The sequence below is a fragment of the Brevundimonas sp. MF30-B genome, assembly GCF_004683885.1.
Taxonomy (GTDB): Bacteria; Pseudomonadota; Alphaproteobacteria; order Caulobacterales; family Caulobacteraceae; genus Brevundimonas.
The window spans coordinates 763,270-781,139 of record NZ_CP038440.1 but is presented as its reverse complement, the minus strand read 5'-3'; the positions used below and the strand labels follow the sequence as shown (position 1 = coordinate 781,139).

20 protein-coding genes and 1 riboswitch are annotated in these 17,870 nt (G+C 69.7%); of the genes, 9 read left to right on the top strand and 11 right to left on the bottom strand.

What is annotated here, in order from left to right; genetic code table 11:
- Positions 1-13 precede the first annotated feature (13 nt).
- The 3 genes from E4M01_RS03985 to E4M01_RS03975 form a co-directional block, all read right to left on the bottom strand.
- Complete coding sequence (locus E4M01_RS03985; protein ID WP_135062129.1) at positions 14-631, bottom strand: glutathione S-transferase family protein; 618 nt, start codon at positions 629-631, stop codon at positions 14-16.
- A 26-nt stretch (positions 632-657) separates the two neighbouring features.
- Positions 658-1,932, bottom strand: a complete 1,275-nt coding sequence (locus E4M01_RS03980; protein WP_135062130.1) for a NupC/NupG family nucleoside CNT transporter — start codon at positions 1,930-1,932, stop codon at positions 658-660.
- Between the two features lie 68 nt (positions 1,933-2,000).
- The gene (locus E4M01_RS03975) at positions 2,001-2,879 is read right to left on the bottom strand and encodes a branched-chain amino acid aminotransferase (protein WP_135062131.1); all 879 of its coding nucleotides are present in this window, start codon (positions 2,877-2,879) and stop codon (positions 2,001-2,003) included.
- A gap of 73 nt (positions 2,880-2,952) precedes the next feature.
- Between E4M01_RS03975 and E4M01_RS03970 the strand changes: the two genes are divergently transcribed.
- The 3 genes from E4M01_RS03970 to E4M01_RS03960 all read left to right on the top strand — a co-directional run bounded on the left by E4M01_RS03970 (position 2,953) and on the right by E4M01_RS03960 (position 5,600).
- Positions 2,953-3,690: a response regulator gene (locus tag E4M01_RS03970; protein WP_135062132.1), complete on the top strand. Its 738-nt coding sequence runs from the start codon at positions 2,953-2,955 to the stop codon at positions 3,688-3,690.
- A 4-nt stretch (positions 3,691-3,694) separates the two neighbouring features.
- A complete protein-coding gene (locus E4M01_RS03965) occupies positions 3,695-5,038 on the top strand; it encodes an ATP-binding protein (protein ID WP_135062133.1) in 1,344 nt (447 codons plus the stop codon).
- Between the two features lie 70 nt (positions 5,039-5,108).
- A complete protein-coding gene (locus tag E4M01_RS03960; RefSeq protein ID WP_135062134.1) occupies positions 5,109-5,600 on the top strand; it encodes a hypothetical protein in 492 nt (163 codons plus the stop codon).
- Here E4M01_RS03960 and E4M01_RS03955 read toward each other — a convergent pair.
- The 3 genes from E4M01_RS03955 to E4M01_RS03945 all read right to left on the bottom strand — a co-directional run bounded on the left by E4M01_RS03955 (position 5,597) and on the right by E4M01_RS03945 (position 7,252).
- A complete protein-coding gene (locus E4M01_RS03955) occupies positions 5,597-6,382 on the bottom strand; it encodes a pyrroline-5-carboxylate reductase (protein ID WP_135062135.1) in 786 nt (261 codons plus the stop codon). The two genes, E4M01_RS03960 and E4M01_RS03955, sit on opposite strands and share 4 nt — an antisense overlap.
- Before the next feature lie 2 nt (positions 6,383-6,384).
- Positions 6,385-6,888 (bottom strand): YbjN domain-containing protein, encoded by a 504-nt coding sequence (locus E4M01_RS03950; RefSeq protein ID WP_135062136.1) that lies wholly within the window; start codon positions 6,886-6,888, stop codon positions 6,385-6,387.
- A gap of 76 nt (positions 6,889-6,964) precedes the next feature.
- A complete protein-coding gene (locus tag E4M01_RS03945) occupies positions 6,965-7,252 on the bottom strand; it encodes an accessory factor UbiK family protein (RefSeq protein ID WP_135062137.1) in 288 nt (95 codons plus the stop codon).
- A 173-nt stretch (positions 7,253-7,425) separates the two neighbouring features.
- Here E4M01_RS03945 and lgt point away from each other — a divergent pair, with 173 nt between their 5' ends.
- From lgt to pgeF, 3 genes are read left to right on the top strand one after another with little or no spacing between them, the layout of a single operon-like run.
- A complete protein-coding gene (lgt, locus tag E4M01_RS03940) occupies positions 7,426-8,295 on the top strand; it encodes a prolipoprotein diacylglyceryl transferase (RefSeq protein WP_135062138.1) in 870 nt (289 codons plus the stop codon).
- A 4-nt stretch (positions 8,296-8,299) separates the two neighbouring features.
- On the top strand, positions 8,300-9,382 hold the full coding sequence (locus E4M01_RS03935; protein WP_135062139.1) for a class I SAM-dependent methyltransferase: 1,083 nt from the start codon (positions 8,300-8,302) through the stop codon (positions 9,380-9,382).
- A gap of 46 nt (positions 9,383-9,428) precedes the next feature.
- Positions 9,429-10,196 carry a peptidoglycan editing factor PgeF gene (gene pgeF, locus E4M01_RS03930; RefSeq protein WP_135062140.1) on the top strand — a complete coding sequence of 256 codons (768 nt, stop codon included), beginning with the start codon at positions 9,429-9,431 and terminating at the stop codon, positions 10,194-10,196.
- Here pgeF and E4M01_RS03925 read toward each other — a convergent pair.
- Positions 10,193-10,759, bottom strand: coding sequence for a type 1 glutamine amidotransferase domain-containing protein (locus tag E4M01_RS03925; protein ID WP_135062141.1), 567 nt, complete (start codon positions 10,757-10,759; stop codon positions 10,193-10,195). The two genes, pgeF and E4M01_RS03925, sit on opposite strands and share 4 nt — an antisense overlap.
- Positions 10,760-10,864: 105 nt before the next feature.
- On the opposite strand from E4M01_RS03925, the gene E4M01_RS03920 reads away from it, so the two are divergent.
- Together E4M01_RS03920 and E4M01_RS03915 are read left to right on the top strand one after the other, a co-directional pair.
- On the top strand, positions 10,865-11,212 hold the full coding sequence (locus tag E4M01_RS03920; protein ID WP_135062142.1) for a hypothetical protein: 348 nt from the start codon (positions 10,865-10,867) through the stop codon (positions 11,210-11,212).
- Between the two features lie 65 nt (positions 11,213-11,277).
- A complete protein-coding gene (locus E4M01_RS03915; protein WP_135062143.1) occupies positions 11,278-12,126 on the top strand; it encodes a neutral zinc metallopeptidase in 849 nt (282 codons plus the stop codon).
- 20 nt (positions 12,127-12,146) lie between these two features.
- Here E4M01_RS03915 and E4M01_RS03910 read toward each other — a convergent pair whose 3' ends face one another.
- A complete protein-coding gene (locus E4M01_RS03910; RefSeq protein ID WP_135062144.1) occupies positions 12,147-13,091 on the bottom strand; it encodes an aspartyl protease family protein in 945 nt (314 codons plus the stop codon).
- 101 nt (positions 13,092-13,192) lie between these two features.
- Here E4M01_RS03910 and thrC point away from each other — a divergent pair, with 101 nt between their 5' ends.
- Positions 13,193-14,557, top strand: coding sequence for a threonine synthase (gene thrC / locus E4M01_RS03905; protein WP_135062145.1), 1,365 nt, complete (start codon positions 13,193-13,195; stop codon positions 14,555-14,557).
- Positions 14,558-14,566: 9 nt separating this feature from the next.
- Here thrC and thrB read toward each other — a convergent pair whose 3' ends face one another.
- From thrB to E4M01_RS14605, 3 genes are all read right to left on the bottom strand, one after another.
- A complete protein-coding gene (gene thrB / locus E4M01_RS03900; RefSeq protein WP_135062146.1) occupies positions 14,567-15,508 on the bottom strand; it encodes a homoserine kinase in 942 nt (313 codons plus the stop codon).
- A 1-nt stretch (position 15,509) separates the two neighbouring features.
- Entirely contained in the window at positions 15,510-17,255 is a 1,746-nt protein-coding gene (locus E4M01_RS03895) for a homoserine dehydrogenase (RefSeq protein ID WP_135062147.1), read from the bottom strand.
- A 109-nt stretch (positions 17,256-17,364) separates the two neighbouring features.
- Positions 17,365-17,496, bottom strand: a complete 132-nt coding sequence (locus E4M01_RS14605) for a hypothetical protein (RefSeq protein ID WP_256359986.1) — start codon at positions 17,494-17,496, stop codon at positions 17,365-17,367.
- Between the two features lie 192 nt (positions 17,497-17,688).
- Positions 17,689-17,806: riboswitch (SAM riboswitch) on the top strand.
- Positions 17,807-17,870 lie beyond the last annotated feature (64 nt).

Below are 17,870 nucleotides of genomic sequence, written 5' to 3'. Positions count from 1 at the left end.
GCGTCGGGCTCTGTCAGCCGCCAGCCGCAGCCGCCTCGCGGCTCAAGCAGGCGTCCCGCCAGCGAGCGAGATGCGTCAGTTCCTGAGGCGGCCGGTATTTGATCAGCCGGCCGAACTCCAGGCCGGTCACGGCCACGATGTCGGCCATGGTGAAACGGTCGGCGGCGACGAACTCGGTGTCCGCCAAGCGGCGGTCAAGCGTCTTCATGAAGCGTTCAGCGCCCGCGCGATTATAGTCGGCGATCTGCGGCTGCGGCGCCTCCAGCGCCGCCAGGGCGGGGTGGCTGTGACGCACCGTCAGCATCAGCGGATTGGCCAGGTAGAGTTCGCACCGGCGGGTCCACATTTCGATGATCGCCTGTTCGCGCGCATCGCGGCCAAACAGGTTGGGCTCGGGATAGATCGCCTCAATATAGCGGCAGATGGCGATGGATTCCGACACGCAGGTTCCGTCGTCCAATTCCAGGGCTGGCACGTGAGGCGCGCCGACGCGGGCGCGATATTCGGGCGTGCGGTGCTCGCCAGCCAGAAGATCGATCTCGACGATCTCGATGTCCGTCACGGCCTTTTCGGCCAGAACCCAGCGCACGCGGCGCGGATTGGGCGCGAGGCGAGAGGTGTAGAGCTTCAACGCCGACCTCCGTAGGTCACAGAGACTTATTGCCCAAACACTGCGGCGGGCAAGACCCCCACGATGCAGGCGGCCATCAAGGTGGAGACGAATCCCGCAAACAGCGCCTTCCCCACCAAGCTCAGCACCTCGGCGCGGCGCTCGGGGATCAGCACCGACAGCCCGGTCACCGTAATGCCGACCGAGCCGATGTTGGCGAAGCCGCACAGGGCATAGGTCATCAGCATGCGGGTCCGCTCGCTCATCTCGGCGGGCGGCACCTTGCCCAGTTCGATGAAGGCCACGAACTCCGTCAGGGTCAGTTTCACGCCCAGCAACCAGCCGGCGCGGCCCGCCTCGGACCATTCCACCCCCGTCAGCCAGGCGATCGGCATGAAGATCCAGCCCAGCAGCCGCTCGACCGTCACCGGGCCGTCGAACAGCCAGAAGCCGCCCAGCATGACATTCACCAGGGCCACCAGGCCGACGAAGACGATCAGCACCGCCGAAATGTTCAGCACCACCATCAGGCCGTCGGACGTGCCCTTGACGATGGCGTCGACGGCGCTGTCGTACTTCAAGCCCGAGCTGTAGTCGGCGTGCGCGCCGCCTCCGCCCGGCTTTTCCGGCACCATGACGCGAGCCAGCAGAACGCCCGCCGGCGCAGACACTATGGAGGCCACTAGAACGTGGCCCGCCGCATTGGGCAACACCGGGCCCAGGATGGTCGCATAGGCCACCATGGTCGAGCCGGCGACGGTGGCCAGCCCGACCACCATCATAAGAAACAGTTCCGACCGGGTCAGCTTGTCCAGATAGGCCCGGATCACCAGCGGGCTTTCAATCATGCCCAGGAAGATATTGGCCGCCACCGCCAGGGCCGAAGCGCCGCCCAGGCCCATGGTTCTCTGGAACAGCAGGCCGAAGCCCAGGGTGATCCACTTCAGTATCTTCCAGTGCCACAGCAGGGCCGACAGGGCCGAGATCACCAGGATCAGCGGCAGCACCTGAAACGCGAAGGTGAACAGGGCGCCGTCGTTGGTCACCTCATAGGGCTGGTCGCCGCCGGCCAGATAGCCGAACACGAACTGCGTCCCGCGGCTGGTCGCCTGGGCTAGGCCGTCCACCGCCCCGGTCACGGCCGCCAGCACGACTTGCGAGCCGGGAATGGCGAACAGTCCCAGCACGATCAGCGCCTGAACCGCCACCGCCCCGATCGCCAGCCGCCACGGAAAGACGCGCCGGTTCTCCGACATCGCCCAGCACACGGCGACGATCACGGCCAGGCCGAGAAGGCTCTGAAGATTGAGCAGGCTGAACATGCGGACGGCTCCCCTAGAGGCCCGTTGAACGCCAGGCCAGGGCCGCCTGCAAGCGGATTATTGGCCGATCAAAGCTGACGGCGCACAAGGCGGCCGTAGTCCTCCATCAGGCCCAGGCTGAGCGCGCCCGGGCTGAAACGGTAGTCGCCGATCTCGCTGACGGGCGTGACCTCGGCGGCCGTGCCGGTCAGGAAGCATTCGCTGAAGTCCGACAACTCCTCGGGGCGGATGTGGCGCACAACCACGTCGATGCCCTTGGCCTTGGCCATCTCGATCACGGTCTGGCGCGTAATGCCGTCCAGGATGGCGTCGATCGGCGGGGTGTGCAGCACGCCGTCCTGCACGAAGAAGACGTTGGCGCCGGTCGCCTCGGCGACATAGCCGCGCCAGTCCAGCATCATGGCGTCGGCGAAGCCGCGCTTCTCGGCCGCTGTCTTGGACATGGTGCAGATCATGTACAGGCCCGCCGCCTTGGCCGCCGAGGGGGCGGTGGCGGGGTCGGGGCGGCGCCACTTGGCCCACTCCAGACGAATGCCGCGCGCCTTGACCTCGGGGTCGAAATAGCTGGGCCACTCCCAGGCAGCGATGGCGACGTGGGCCTTGGAATTCTTGGCCGTCACGCTGACCTGTTCGGCGCCCAGGAAGGCGACCGGACGGACGTAACAGTCCGAAAGGCCCATCTTGGCGCAGGTTTCCTTGCAGGCGGCGTCGATCTCGGCCACGCTGTAGGGAAGCTCGAAGTCCAGCAGTTCCGCCGACCGTTTCAGACGTTCCGAATGCGGCGTCAGCTTGAAGATTTCGCCGCCGTACATACGCTCACCCTCGAACACCGACGAGCCATAGTGAAGGGCATGGGTCAGAACGTGCGTTTTCGCGTCCCGCCAGGGCACGAAATCACCGTCAAACCAGATCCAACCGTCACGATCGTCGAAAGGAACGAAGGCCATTGAAGAACGTCTCCTGCGTCTGGTCTGGGGTTAGACCCCGCCCTCACACGTCCGTCAACGCCGGAGCGGTCGTATGAGCGCGTCCGATTCGCGCGGCTCGGGCCGTTCGGGGCCCGTCGCCGGACCCGGTGTCGGTCGTCACCTGTTGGTCGTGGACGACGACGACCGCATTCGCGAACTGCTCAAGGAGTTCCTGGCGCGCGAGGGCTACCGCGTCACCGGCGCCGCCCACGCGGCGGCGGCCAAGCGCCTGATTGAACTGATCGAGTTCGACCTCATCGTTCTGGACGTGATGATGCCGGGCGAGACCGGTTTCGACCTGACCACCTGGGTGCGTGAGAAGGCGATGGCCTCCAAGACGCCGATCCTGCTGCTGACCGCCAAGGGCGACGCCGAGGACCGCATCGAGGGCCTGTCGCGGGGCGCCGACGACTACATGTCCAAGCCGTTCGATCCGCGCGAGCTGGCGCTGCGCATCGACGCCATCCTGCGCCGAACCGGCGGCAAGCCCCTGACGCCGCGCGAGATCAAGCTGGGCGATGTGGTGTTCGACATGGAGCGTCTGGAACTGACCCGTGACGGCAAGCCCCAGCGCCTGACTGAGGCCGAGGCGCAGTTGCTCAGGACCCTGGCCATCCACGCCCACGCCCCGGTCGAGCGCATGAGCCTGTCGCCCGATACGGCCGACATCACCGGCCGCGCGGTTGACGTCCAGGTGACCCGCCTGCGCCGCAAGCTGGAGAGCGACCCCAAGAATCCGCGCTACCTCCAGACCGTGCGCGGCGTCGGCTACATGCTGGCCCCGGACTGAGCCGGTGAGGCTGCTGCCGGCCTATCTGTGGCCGCGCTTCCTCAAGCGGCGGCTGCCGACCTCGCTGTGGGGCCGATCTCTGCTGATCATCGTCCTGCCGGTCGCGGTCATGCAGGTGGCGGTGACCTGGGCCTTCTTCGACGCCCATTGGCAGACGGTGACGGCTCGGCTGTCGGACGGTCTGGCCGGCGACATCGCCTGGGCGGTCGAGACCTACGGCGACGACCCGACGCCCGAAAACCTGTCTCTCATTGCAGGCCGGGCGGAACGGACCCTGTCGCTGTCGATCGCGCTTCAGCCGGGCGCCGCCCTGCCCGAGGAACAGCGACGCGGCGCTTTGGGCGTGGTTGATCGCGCGGTCGAGCGGGCGCTTCAGTCACGGCTTGATCAACCCTTCTGGTTCGATACGACCCGCTATCCCGCCTACATTGACATCCGGGTGGAGGCCCCAGGCGGAGTGTTGCGCATCATCGCCCCGCGCGAGCGGGCGGTGGCGACCCAGGCGCACATCTTCGTGCTGTGGCTGCTGATCGCAACTCTGCTGCTGATGGGCATCGCCGTGCTGTTCATCCGCAATCAGGTGCGCGCCATCGAGCGGCTGGCCGACGCGGCCGAGGCTTTCGGGCGCGGGGAGACCGTGCCGCGTTTCAAGCCGCACGGGGCCCGAGAAGTTCGCGCCGCCGCGACCGCCTTCCTGGCCATGCGCGACCGCATCCAGCGACACATCGACCAGCGCACGGCGCTGCTCGCATCGGTCAGCCACGACCTTCGCACGCCGCTCACCCGGCTGCGTCTGGAGCTGGCCCTGGCTCCGCATTTCAAGCGCCAGGACGCCATGCGCGCCGACATGGACGAGATGGAGCACATGATCGACGAGTACCTCGCCTTCGCCCGCGGCGAGGCGGGCGAGGCGCTGCAGCCAGTCGAGATCGCAGCCCTGCTGGGGGCGGTGGCCGAGGACGCACGCCGCGCCGGCGCCGAGGTCGAGATCCGCGCCGCAGACGAGCTGATCGCGCAGGTCCGCCCCCTGGCGATGAAGCGCGCCCTGACCAATCTGGCGGGCAATGCGGCGTCGCATGGCGAGCAGGTGCGGCTCAGCGCCCGCATCCTGACCTCGGGCGGGCTGGAGATTGCGATCGAGGACGACGGACCCGGCATCCCCGACGACATGCACGAAGAGGCCTTCCGGCCCTTCTCGCGCCTGGACGCGGCGCGCAATCAGAACCGCAAGGGGGTCGGCCTGGGGCTGGCCATCGCGCGGGACGTGGCGCGCGGCCACGGCGGCGACATCAGCCTGGGGCGCAGCGACCTCGGCGGACTGAAGGCGGTGATGCGCCTGCCGGGCTGAGGCCTCTGGCGCATCCGGTCCGAAGAGACCATCTTTCGCCAGGACAGGGATCGCATGAAGGAGACGCGCTGTGCGTACACTCGCTTTCGCCGCCCCTCTGGCCGCCTTGCTGGCCGTCACGAGCGTGGCGCGCGCCCAACCCGACAGCGTCACCGTCACTTGGGGCCCCAAGCTTCAAGAGCAGGCCGAGCGGCTGGGAGAGCGGGAAGTCGCCCAACAGTCCGAACGGCTGCGCGAGGCCGTCCAGCGGGCCCTTGCGTCCCACGGGCCCCTGGACGGCGCGCGGATCGAGCTGGTGCTGTCGGAGCTGAAACCCAACCGTCCGACCATCAAGCAGATGTCGCGAACTCCTGGTCTGGACGGCTTTCGCAGCCGATCCATCGGAGGGGCGACCATAGAGGGGCAGGCGACCCTCGCTGACGGCTCGGTGCAGCCGATCCGCTACGCATGGTATTCGCACAATCTGGCGGAGGTTCGCGGCTATTCCACCTGGACCGACGCCGACCGCGCCTTCTCCCGCCTGGCGTCCAACCTGGCGGCGGGGCGCTACGTTACGCGCTAGACCGCGCGCGCCTTGTCGACGGCGGCCTGGATCGTTCGCGCGGCCAGGTCGTCGAGCGCGCCGCCCGCCGCCATGACCTTCAGTCCGGCCTCGGTGACGCCGCCCGGCGAGGCGATGCGGCCGATCATCTCTTCCAGCGCGCCTTCGCCGTCCAGCACGGCGGCGGCCGAGCGCAGGGCGCCGCGGGCCAGGCGGTCGGCGTCCTCGGCCGTCAGCCCTTGCGCCTGTCCAGCACGCGCCATCGATTGCGCCAGCGCCAGCACATAGGCCGGGCCGCACCCGGCCACGGCGGTTGCGGCGTCCATCCGGTCCTCGCCCGACAGTTCGACCAGATCGGCGATCGGCTGGAACAGGGCGCGCGCCGCCGCCCAGCCGCGCTCGTCCTCGGCCCAGGCTGAGGCGATCCCCTGGCCCTGCGCCACGCCGGTCGTCGGCATGACACGCACCACGGGCGCCTCGAACGGCTCGGCGGTCTGGCTCAGGGAAACGCCGGCCATGACCGACAACACCACGGCTTGCGGCCCGACATGGGCGCGCCAGGGCTCGACGGCTACGCGCCATACCTTCGGCTTGACGGCCAGAACCCACACGGCGTCGGCCGGCAGATCGGCGGCATCAGGGTTCACGCGCACGCCGCGCGCGGACAGGGCCCTCAGGGCGGGGCTGTCGCTGCGCGCCAGAATGATCAGATCGGCAGGGCGAAGGGTCTGGGTCGACAGCCAGCCCTCGACGATGGCCGAGCCCAGCCGGCCGTGGCCCAGCAGAATGACGGGCCGGCCCACGCTCACGCCGTGCCGACGGTCTCGAACAGACAGGCGGCGATCGCGTCCTGGGGCTTCTTGGAGCCGCGGATCATGAAGTCGAAGGCCGGGTAGTAGCGATCCGCCGCCTCGATGGCCGCGTCGATCATGGACGCGGCCTGGGCCAGCGTCGGGCGCTCGCCGTGCGGCAGGGCCAGGGCGTGGCGGAAGACGATCTCGCCGTCCTCGGCCCAGACCTCGAAATGACCCATCCAGGCCTTCTGGTTGATCAGGCCGACCAGTTCATAGGCCGCGCCGCGCCGGCTCTTGGGCGCGCGCAGGTCCAGGGCGCAGCACAGTTGCAGGCAGTCGCCTTCGGGCCGCCAGGCGAACCACAGCTCGTAGTCCTTCCAGTCGCCGGCCAGGGCGAAGGCCAGGTCGCCGTCGTCGGTGCGGTCGAAGGGCAGGTTCTCGGCCGTCAGGACGTGCTCGACGACATCGAGCGGGTCCATCGGCGCCTCGAGCTCTTCAGGCCTGGCGGCGTCCATGCATTAAAATCCTGACTAAAGGACCGCCCGACTCACGAACGGTTAAGCGGACGGTAAGGGTGTTCGGGTCTCGGGCTCAACCGGCTGCGTCCGCAGGGGGAACCGCGCCTGTGGACGTTCCCGTCTCAGGCTTTTTCCGGGGCTTTTCGGCCGCCTTCAGCGTGGCGATTTCGGCCCGCAGCGCGGCGATCTCGGCCTTTAGGACATCAAATTCGTCGCGCCGGACCAGGTCCATCTCAGCCACGAACCGGTCGCTCTGCGCGCGGAAGGCGGCCTTGGCCTCGTCGCCCGCCGCCTGAGCCAGGCCCATGGCGCCGGTGGTCAGCTTGGCGAACTCGTCGAGGATGGGGTTGCGGGTCTGCATGGGAGGGCTCCGATTCGGCGACGCCGATTCCGTTAACGAGGGTCTGACGGATATGGTGAACGAAACCTTACCGTCCATGCCGCGGATGTGCCGCGACCGTGCAAAACCCCCGCGACGAGGCCGGCGACGCTTGCTAAGGGTTCCGCTCAGCGATCACCGCCAGCGGAGCGCCCGTGCCCTTTCCCGAATTCGATCCGGTCCTGATCTCGATCGGTCCCTTGCCGATCCGCTGGTACGCCCTGGCCTATGTCGGCGGCATCGTCTTGGGTTGGTGGTATGCCGCCCGTCTGGTCAAGACCGAGCGCCTCTGGCTGCCGGGCCGGCCGCCGATGACGCCGGTGCAGCTGGACGACCTGGCGCTGTGGATCGCGATCGGCATCATCCTGGGCGGCCGCTTCGGCTACGCCCTGTTCTATCAGCCCCAGATGTTCGGCCAGCTGTTCACCGGCGAGACCTTGGGACAGCGGTTCGAGCTTCTGCAGCTCTGGACCGGCGGCATGAGCTTCCACGGCGGCTTCCTGGGCGTGGTCGCAGCCATCGTGATCTTCGCGCGCAGGAACGGCCTGCCGATGCTCAAGGTCGGCGACCTGATCGCGCCGGTGGTCCCGATCGGCCTGCTGTTCGGCCGCATCGCCAACTTCATCAACGGCGAGCTGTGGGGCCGTGAGACTACGGTTCCGTGGGCCATTCGCTTCTGCAACGACCGCATCCGCGAGATGTACGGCTTCTGCCCCGCCGGCGACGTGCCGCGTCACCCCAGCCAACTGTATGAGGCTGGGCTGGAAGGCCTGCTGCTGTTGGCGGTGCTGTCGTTCATGATCTGGAAGGGCAAGGCCCTGGCCCGTCCGGGCCTGATCACCGGCGTCTTCCTGGTCGGCTACGGCCTGTCGCGCGCGCTGCTGGAGACGGTGCGTCAGCCCGACGCCGGCCTGGACAACCTGCCGCTGGGCCTGACCATGGGCATGATGCTGTCGGTCCCGATGATCCTGGTCGGCGCCTGGCTGATCTGGCGGGCGCGCAGCCGACCCGTGGCCGCCGACTGATCCGATGGGTCTTAAGGCGCGGCTGGCGCGCGAGATCGCCCTGACAGGGCCGATGACGGTGGCGGACTATGTCACGCGCTGTCTGCACGACCCCCGGGACGGCTATTACGCCACACGGCCCTCGCTGGGGCCGGGCGGCGACTTCATCACCGCGCCTCTGATCAGCCAGATGTTCGGCGAGCTGATCGGCCTATGGGCGGTCGAGGTCTGGCTGCGCCTGGGCGCGCCCGAGCGGTTCCGCCTGGTCGAGGTCGGGCCCGGCGACGGGACGCTGATGGACGACGCCCTGCGCGCGGCCGCCGGTGCGGCCGGGGTCGCGCCCGGCTTTCTGGAAGCCTGCGATCTGGTGCTGATCGAGCCGTCGCCTCCGCTGCGCGACGCCCAGGCCCGGCGACTGGCCAGCGCCGACGTCGCGCCGCGCTGGGTCCGATCGCTGGCCCAGGTCGAGACCGACACGCCGGTCATCCTGATCGCCAACGAGGTGCTGGACTGCCTGCCGGCGCGCCAGTTCGTGCGCACCGACGGCGGCTGGGCCGAGCGGCGCGTGGGGGTGTCGGACGACGGCGAGCTGGTGTTCGGCCTGACGGCGGTGACGGGCGGCTTCGCCCCGCCCGCGTTCGAGGTCGAGCCTGGACAGTTGGTCGAGCTGTCCGAGCAGCAGGCGCTGTTCGGCCGCGACCTGGGGGCCCTGGTGCGGGCGGCCTCCGGCGCGGCCCTGTTGATCGACTATGGGCGGGCAAGGCCCGAGGCGGGCGACACCCTGCAGGCGCTGAAACGCCACGCCAAGGTCGACCCCCTGGCCGAGCCGGGCCAGGCCGACCTGACCCAGTGGGCCGATTTCCCGCTGGTGCTTGAGGCCGCCGTACGCGCCGGCGCCGACGTCACCGGATGTCGCGGTCAGGGCGACTTCCTGCGCGGCCTTGGCGTAGAGGCGCGGGTCCAGGCCCTGTCGGCCGCACGGCCCGAGGCGGCGCTGGTGCTGGCGCGCCAGGTCGAACGGCTGACCGCGCCGGACCAGATGGGCGAACTGTTCAAGGCCGCCGCTGTCTTCCACCCCAGCCGACTGGCCCTTCCCGGCTTCGACTGAGCGGCGGCGCTTGCCCCGACCGGGACGCGGATGGGACAAGACGATCATGCTGGACCCGATCACCCATCCGCTGCTCGACCTGCCGGGCGTTCGCCATGGCTTCTTCACGCGCGGGGGCGGCGTTTCGAAGGGCCTGTACGAGGGCCTGAACACGGGCGTGGGATCCAAGGACGATCCCGCCGCTGTCATCGAAAACCGCCGCCGCGTCGCCGGATGGTTCGACGCGACGCCGGATGATCTGGCCGCCTGCTATCAGGTCCATTCCGCCCTGACGCGCGTGGCCGAAGGGCCCTGGCGCGGCGACCGGCCCGAGGGCGACGCCGTGGCGACTGCCTCGACGGGTGTGGTCTGCGCCGTTCTGACCGCCGACTGCGCGCCGGTTCTGATGGCCGACGCCGAGGCCGGCGTGGTCGCGGCCGTCCATGCTGGATGGAAGGGCGCGCTGGGCGGTGTGGTGCACTCGGCCGTTCAGGCCATGACCGCGCTGGGGGCTCAACCGGACCGCATCACGGCCGTCGTCGGCCCCTGCATCGGCCCGGACGCCTATGAGGTCGGCGACGACTTCCGTGAGCGGTTCGAGCATCACGACGCAGGGGCCGGCCGCTTCTTCCACAATAGCGAAAAGCCCGGCAAGGCCATGTTCGACCTGCCGGGCTTCGTGCTGTGGCGTCTCGATCAGGCTGGCGTCGGCCGCGCGGCCTGGACCGGCGACGATACCCTGGCCGACGAGGGCCGCTTCTACTCCAACCGCCGCGCCACGCTGCGCCGCGAGCCGGACTTCGGCCGCATGATGTCGGCTATCCGCCTGGGCTAGGCGGCCTGCTGGCCGTCGTGACGGCCTTCGGCGAATTCCTCGATCATCTTGGCGTTGAAGGCGGGAATGTCGTCGGGGCAGCGGCTGGTGACCAGGCCCTCGTCCACGACCACCTCTTCATTGACGACATTGGCGCCGGCGTTCTTCAGATCTGTGCGGATGGATTCAAAGGCGGTCAGGGTCCGCCCCTCGACCACGCCCGCCTCGATCAGCAGCCACGGCGCATGGCAGATGGCGGCCACCGGCTTGCCAGCCTCAAAGAAGGCGCGCGTGAAGGCCACGGCGTCCTCGTCGGCGCGCAGCTGGTCGGGGTTGGCGACGCCGCCGGGCAGCAACAGGGCGGCGTAATCGCCGGCGTTCACGTCCGCCACCGCCTTGTCGGCCTTGACCTTGCGGCCGGGCGTCAGGTGGTCGAAGCCCTGAAACTCGCCCGTCTTGAGCGAAATGATCTCCACCGTCGCGCCGGCCTGTTTGAGCGCTTCGACGGGCTTGTCGAGTTCGACCAGTTCCACGCCGTCGGTGGCGAGGACGGCGATGGTCTTGCCGGAAAGGGATTGGGCCATGAGAGAGCCTCCAGAATGTTGCTGGGAGAGGGTCAGTAACCACCAGTCGTCGCTTGGGTTGCGGCCACGCTTGGGCTGCCGGGCTTCTGTGCCCATCTTGGGTCCATGCACGCACTCGTTCTGACCCTGATGCTCGCCGGCCAGGCCCAGCCCTGGGGCGTCGCCCCCTCACCTGCCCTGGCGGCCGAGCAGCATCGGCTGGCGATCGAGCAGCAGCGGTTGCAGGCCGACCAGCGCGAGCTCTTCGCCCGGCAACAGGATATGAACACGCGCCTGACCCTGCGCGACATCGAGGCGGCGCGTCAGCCCGCTATAGCACCTGTGTCGCCTCGCCCGCTGGGCTCGCCCGAGGCTGAACGTCTGGCGCGCGAGGCCCAGACCCGCCGAACGGATGCGGTGCGGGACAGCGTGGGACAGATCGATTCCTGGCTGGATCGAACGCGGCCCGACTGACGCATCCCTTCCGCTTCGACCGCGTTCCGGCCTAGCTTGGAGCGACATTCGGGAAGGACGCGGATATGCGGTGGCAGGGCGGACGGCGCGGCGGCGGCATCGAGGACCGGCGCGGCATGGGCGGCGGCGCTGTCGCGGGCGGCGGCATCGGCGTCGCGATCCTGGGCCTGATCGGCTATTTCGTCTTCGGCATCGACCCCTCCACGACCCAGCAGGTCGCCAGCCAGCTGGGCGGCGTGGGCGCTCAGGAACAGGGCGTGGTCGGCTCTCCCGAGGACGAGGCCGGGCGCTTCGTCGATGTCATCGGCACCAATGTGGACGACGTCTGGCGCACCAGGCTGGACGGCTATCAGCCGCCGAACGTGGTGCTCTACGAACAGGGCACCGGAACCGGCTGCGGCTTCGGCCAGGCGGCGATGGGGCCGTTCTACTGCCCGACGGACCGCACCGTCTATCTGGACCTCAGCTTCTGGCAGGAGATGGAGACCAAGCTCGGCGCGTCCGGCGCCGACTTCGCCCGCGCCTATGTCATCGCCCATGAATACGGCCACCACGTCCAGACCCTGACCGGCGCGTCGCAGCAGGTCCGCGAAGCGCAGCAGCGCGCGGCGGGTCAGGCCGAGGCCAACCGCTATTCCGTCGCGCTGGAGCTGCAGGCCGACTGCTACGCCGGCGTCTGGGCGCGCAACGCCTCGGCGGTGTCGAACGGCGCGGTGGCGCTGGAGCCGGGCGATCTGGAAGAGGGTCTGCGCACCGCCCAGGCCATCGGTGACGATACGCTGCAACGCCGTTCAGGCGGGCGGGTCGTGCCGGAGGGCTTCACCCACGGCTCTTCGGCCCAGCGGATGGAATGGCTGCAACGCGGCTATCAGACCGGCGACCCGGCGACCTGCGACACCTTCGCCAGCCTGTAGGCGCCAGCCTGTAGCCGCCTCTAGCTGATCGTCAGATCCAGCGGACGCGACGCGAACAGCCGCGCCCCGCCGACGTCGAGCGTGAGCCGCTGGCCTGCGAAGGCCTCCATGCCCAGCAGGGCGGCGGGAAAGCCGGGCAGCGGCACGTCGGCATAGATGGCGGTCGCCTGGTTTCTGAACAGGGTGTCCCCCACCGTGACCGTGCGCGCCTGCACCACCTCGGCCCCGACCACGCCGCCGAGCACGATGGACTGCCCCTGCCGCGACGGCCGACCGTCCAGCAGACCGGCGGCTGTCGCGGATTCGCGGCTCAGCGCCAGCAAAGCCGAGGCGCCGGTGTCAACGACGGCAGGGATCACCGCCCCCTCGACCGTCACGTCCAGCATCAGCATCCGCCCGCTGCGCCGCACCGGCAGCGGCGACAGTGCCGGGTCCAGCGCATGATCCTCGCGCCGGGTCAGCGCCAGCCTCCGCTCGGCCACGTCCAGATCCAGCACCGCCGCCCCCAGAACGTCCTGTCCAAGGATCAGGGGCGCGCCCAGACCTTGCGGCGAGGCCAGCGGTCCCAGGTCCAGGATGGCGGCGCGCAGGCCCGACAGGGTCATGTCCCCGATCGTCACCTCCAGCGTCACGCCCCGACCCACCTGCGGCTCGCCGCTGACGCCATAGGCCACCATCGGCATGTCGACGCCGCCGTCGATGCCCAGTTCAGCGACCAGGGCGCGATCGATGACGGAATACTGGGCGCCGCTGTCGATCAGGGCGGTGACCTCGCGCCCCATCAGGCTGACCGTCGCCGTGGGGACGCCCGCGCGCGGCTGGGCCCACGGCAGCTCGCCCGAGGTGCCCCCGGCCGCAAAGGCGATCTGCGGCCCACGCCAAAGGACATTGTCGCGCGCCCACCAGGCGGCGCCGCCCAGGCCGGCCAGGGCCACAGCGCGGATCAGGAAGGAACGACGCTTCATCGCCTCACACATGGGGCGCCCCGCCTTAGGAAGCCAGCGGCGCCGCAATGGCGAAGACGGGGGATGACGCTGCGCCGCAGGCCCGATAGCAATAACGGGTGATGCAGAGCGCGCGCTACATCTCGACCCGAGGCGGGTCGCCCGAGACCGATTTCGCCCAGGTGCTGCTGCGCGGCATGGCCCCGGACGGCGGCCTGTACATGCCCCGCGAATGGCCCGCCCTGCCGGCCGGCGGGACCGACTACGCCGAGATCGCGCGCGCGGTCATGACGCCCTTCATCGGCGACGCCCTGCCCGCCGGCGCGCTGGACCGCGCGGTGAGTCGCCTGGTCGCCGGCTTCGATCATCCCGACGTGACGCCGCTGGTCGAGCTGGAGCCGGGCCTGCATCTGCTGGAGCTGTTCCATGGCCCCACGGCGGCGTTCAAGGATCTGGCCATGCAGCTGGCCGCCAGCCTGGCGGATGAGGCGCTGAAGGCGTCGGGCGAGACGCTCACCTTGGTCGTGGCGACGAGCGGGGACACCGGCGCGGCGGCCGTGCGCGCCTTTGCGGGCGCCGAACGCATCCGTCTGGTGGTGCTGCACCCTTTAGATCGCGTCTCGCCGGTGCAGCGTCGGCAGATGACCACCTGCCCGGCCGACAATGTTCTGAACCTGGCGATCCGAGGCGATTTCGACGACTGCCAGCGACTGGTGAAGCAGCTGCTCGCGGATGAGGGACTGCGCGCGCGGGGCCGGCTCAGCTCGGTCAATTCGATCAACTGGGCGCGGCTGGCGGGGCAGATCCCCTATTATGTCGCGGCGACGCGGCGGCTGGACGCGCCCGTGACGTTCGTGGTGCCCACCGGCAATCTGGGCGACGCCTTCGCCGGGATAGCGGCCCGCGCCATGGGTCTGCCTATGGCGGGTCTGGTCGCGGCGGTGAACGCCAATGACGCCCTGGCCCGCGCCATCAACGACGGCGTCTACGCCCGCCGCCCGGCGGTGCAGACCACAAGCGTCAGCATGGACGTGCAAGCGCCCTCCAACTTCGAACGTCTGGTGTTCGAAGCCTCGGGCCGCGACGCCGAGGTCACGCGCGACCTGTTCGAGACCTTCGCCCGCGACGGCGAAGCCCGCCTGGACGACAACCTCCGTCGAACGGTCCAAGGCCAGATCGCCGCCATCTCCGTCGATGAGGCCGCCACCCAAGACAGCATCGCGCGCGCCTGGACGCGCTGGGGTCGGGTCGTCTGCCCTCATACCGCCGTGGGACTGGAGGCGGCCCGGCGCCTGGCGCCCCAGGGACCGGTCGTGGTCCTGTCCACCGCCCACGCTTCGAAATTCCCCGACGCCGTGCGCGCCGCCGTCGGCTTCGACCCCGAGCCGGCGCCGGTCGTGGCGGCCCTGACCGATCAGGCCGAGCGCCTGACGGTCATCGACGCGGACCTCGTTCAAGCTCGCCAAGCCGTACAGGCGCTGAGCTAATAGGTCAGGTTATCCTGACTTCGCTTTCCAGTAGTCCAGGCGCCTCAGGAAGACGCCCGGATCCTTGGGCGTGACCAGCTTGGCCGGGTCGTGGAACACCTGGTCATGCAGACGGGTCAGCGTGAATCGCAGCGCCGCCGCCCGGCCGAGGCGCGGCAGGACCGCGCGCTCCAATGGCGGCAGACCCCTCACGCTCTCGTATCCCTTCTGAAAGGCGCCCAGCGCATCGGGACGCGCCCGCCCGTCCGCGTCGAAGCCCCAGGCGCTGAGGGCGATCGCCAGGTCGTAGGCCCAGGGCGCTGTGCAGGCGAAGTAGAAGTCGATCACGCCCGACGGCGCGCCGTGGTCGAACAGCAGATTGTCCGGGAAGTAGTCGGCGTGGATGGCTCCGCGCGGCAGGTCCCCGTCGTACGGGTCGCCCAGCGCCGCCCATTCGGCCTCGACGCGATCCAGCAGCCGCGCCGCCTCGCCCGAGGCCGCCTCGGCGATGCGGTCGGCAAGGCCCCGCCAGGCGAGCGGACCCACCGGATTGTCACGCTGTGCGGGATAGTCGGCCGCCGCCAGATGCATCCGCGCCAAAAGGGCGCCCGCTTGTTTTAGGGCGGAGGCGTCAGGGTCTCTGAGCCAGGCGCCCGAGCGCCATTCGACGATGGCGGCCGGGCGCGCGTTGAGGCGTCCGATCCAACCGCCACCCCGATCCGCCATGGGCCGCGCGGCTGGAAGTCCGGCGGCGGCGAGATGGTCTGTCAGCCCCAGGCAGAACGGCAGGGCCGAGGCCTCGCTCCGGCCTTCGAACAGGGTCAGGACGAACAGGCCGCGATCGGTCTCCAGACGATAGTTGGTGTTCTCCACCCCCTCGGCGATGGGCGTCAGGGCGACCAGGCCGCCCAGGTCGTAGCCGGCCAGGAAGGCGGCCGCCTCGCCATCGGAAACGGGAGTGAAGACGGCCAATCTAGATCGCCAGGGCTTCGGCGCGGCGGGCGCGCACGATGTCCTTGAGATCGGCCATCAGGCTCTCGGTCGTGGCCCAGCGTCCCGCGCCGCGGCCCTTGCAGGTCCAGACCCGCCCATCCTCGCCATAGACCTTCAAGGCGTTGCCCTCTCCCGACAGGGATTGAAACAGCGCGTCTGAGCAGGCGGCGTCAAGAGCCACCGAGGCCTTGAGCGCGCCGTCGGGGCCGCGGCGGCAGGCGCCGATCTGACGCGCGCCGACCGCCGGATTGGCGGCCGAGAGCACGTCGCGCGGCACCGCCTCGGCTTCGAGCGATCCGCCAAAGGCCTCGAACGCCAGAAGGCGCACCTTGGCGGCGGCGTCATGGCCCTCGAGATCCGACGAAGGATCCTCCTCGGCGAAGCCGGCGGCGCGCGCGTCGGCCAACGCCTCTTCGAAGGCCGCGCCTTGGCCCAGGCGTTCGAGCATGAAGTTGACCGTGCCGTTCAGCACCGCCTCGAAGCCGGCCACGGGGCCAGCCGCGCGTGCGACGCGCAGGGTTTCGATCATTGGCGACCCGCCCCCGACCGAGGCCGACCAGGCCAACCGCAGGCCCTTCGCTTCGGCCAAGGCGAGCAGCCCGCCGGGGTCGCGGCTGACCGCCTGTTTGTTGGCGCTGGCCACGTCGCAGCCGGCGTTCAGCGCGCGTTTGATCAGGTCATAGCCGGCCTCGCCCTCGGACAGGGCCTCCAGAACTATGTCAGGTTTGCATGACAACAGCGCGTCTGCGTCTGAGGTGAACAGGGCGGCCGGCACAGGCACGTCGCGCGGCTTGGCGGGATCGCGGACCAGCACGGCCACCACCTCATAGCGGGGATCGTCCAGCAGACGGCTCAGCACGCCGCCGCCGACCACGCCGCACCCGGCGACGGCCACGCGGATGGGCGCCGGCGGAGACGACGGGCCGGGGGGCGCGGAGCGGTCGCCGATGACCGTGCCGTCGTCGCGATCGAGGGCCCCGACCTCGATCTCCACCGCCCGCTGCTGGCCCAGGTCTATCGCGTCGCGCTGGACCAGTGAGCCGCCGAGGCGGCGCACCTCATCCCACGACGCGCGGCGATAGCGCAGGGCGCCGCCCGAGGCGTCGTTGGGATCGTGATCATACAAGCCGTCGACGTCCTTGATCAGCCGCGCCCGATCAAGACCCAGCTCGGCGGCTAGGAAGATGGCCGTCAGATCAGACCCGCCGCGGCCGAGAAGGGCCAGACGCCCGTCCGCGCGCACCGCGCCGAAGCCCGGCGCGATCACCACCTGGCGCCGCGCCAGGGCGCGTTTCAGGCCCTCGCCTTTCAGAGCCACGGGATGCGCGTGTTCGGCCGCGCCCCGCGCCTCGACGCCCAGCTCGCGCACCGACAGGGCCTCGGCGTCCAGGCCGATGCGATCGCAGGCGATGGCCACCAGGGCGGCCGCCTTCTCCTCGCCCAGCGCGACATAGGCCGGCAGAAGCTCGTTCTCGTGCGCCAGACCCAGTCCGCGGGCGTCCGTCAGCAGCCGGTCGGTCTGGCCGGCGAAGGCCGAGACCACGGCCACGACCCGCCGGCCCTGGCGCACATGGGCGTAGATGGCCGAGGCCACGGCGGGACAGTCCTGCGGTCCACGCAGGATCGAAGAGCCGAACTTGAGCACGACCACCTCGCCAGCCGGGGCGAGAGCGGGTGAGTCGAGCGGCGGGGCGTTCTGGACAAGGGCGAGGCTGGAGGCGGGCATGACGGAGGTCCTTGGGGATGGATTTCGGGAAGGGCGGCGGAAAAGAAAAACCCCCGTCCGGGGGTCCGGGCGGGGGTCTGGGTTGTGCTTCGGGGCTTCGAGCCGCGCGCTAACCTGTCCCCGCCCGGAAGGGCATGGTGGTCATGGCAGTGGTGGTCATACCCAGGCCGGCGCGCGTCATCGCCGCGCCGGAAACGGCGACGGTCGAGGCGGCGGAGAAAAGGATCGAGCGTCGGATCACGCGTCGTCTCCAAGGGTGGAACTCGACCAGAGACTGCTCGCAGACCCGATCCGCCGTCAAGCCATGAGCGCAATAATTTTGCTTCCTTGGCGGCCGCAGCCCGTATTGGAGCGGTCAACAGCCAGATGACGGAGTCAAAAAGGGTTGGATTTTCCGCTTGACCGGCGCCGCTCGCATCCGCAACGTAAGATCAGCTCATCAAGACCGGCTGAGGGATTAGGCCCTTTGACGCCGGGGCAACCATCGGGTTCCGCCCGAAACGGTGCCAACTCCTGCGGGGGTCCTTTGCCGGATCCGCGAGAGATGAGTGGGACGTCGACGAGGCGACGCGCCCACGGTCTGTCACCGCCTGAGGCTTGGTCGAGCCGGAGACG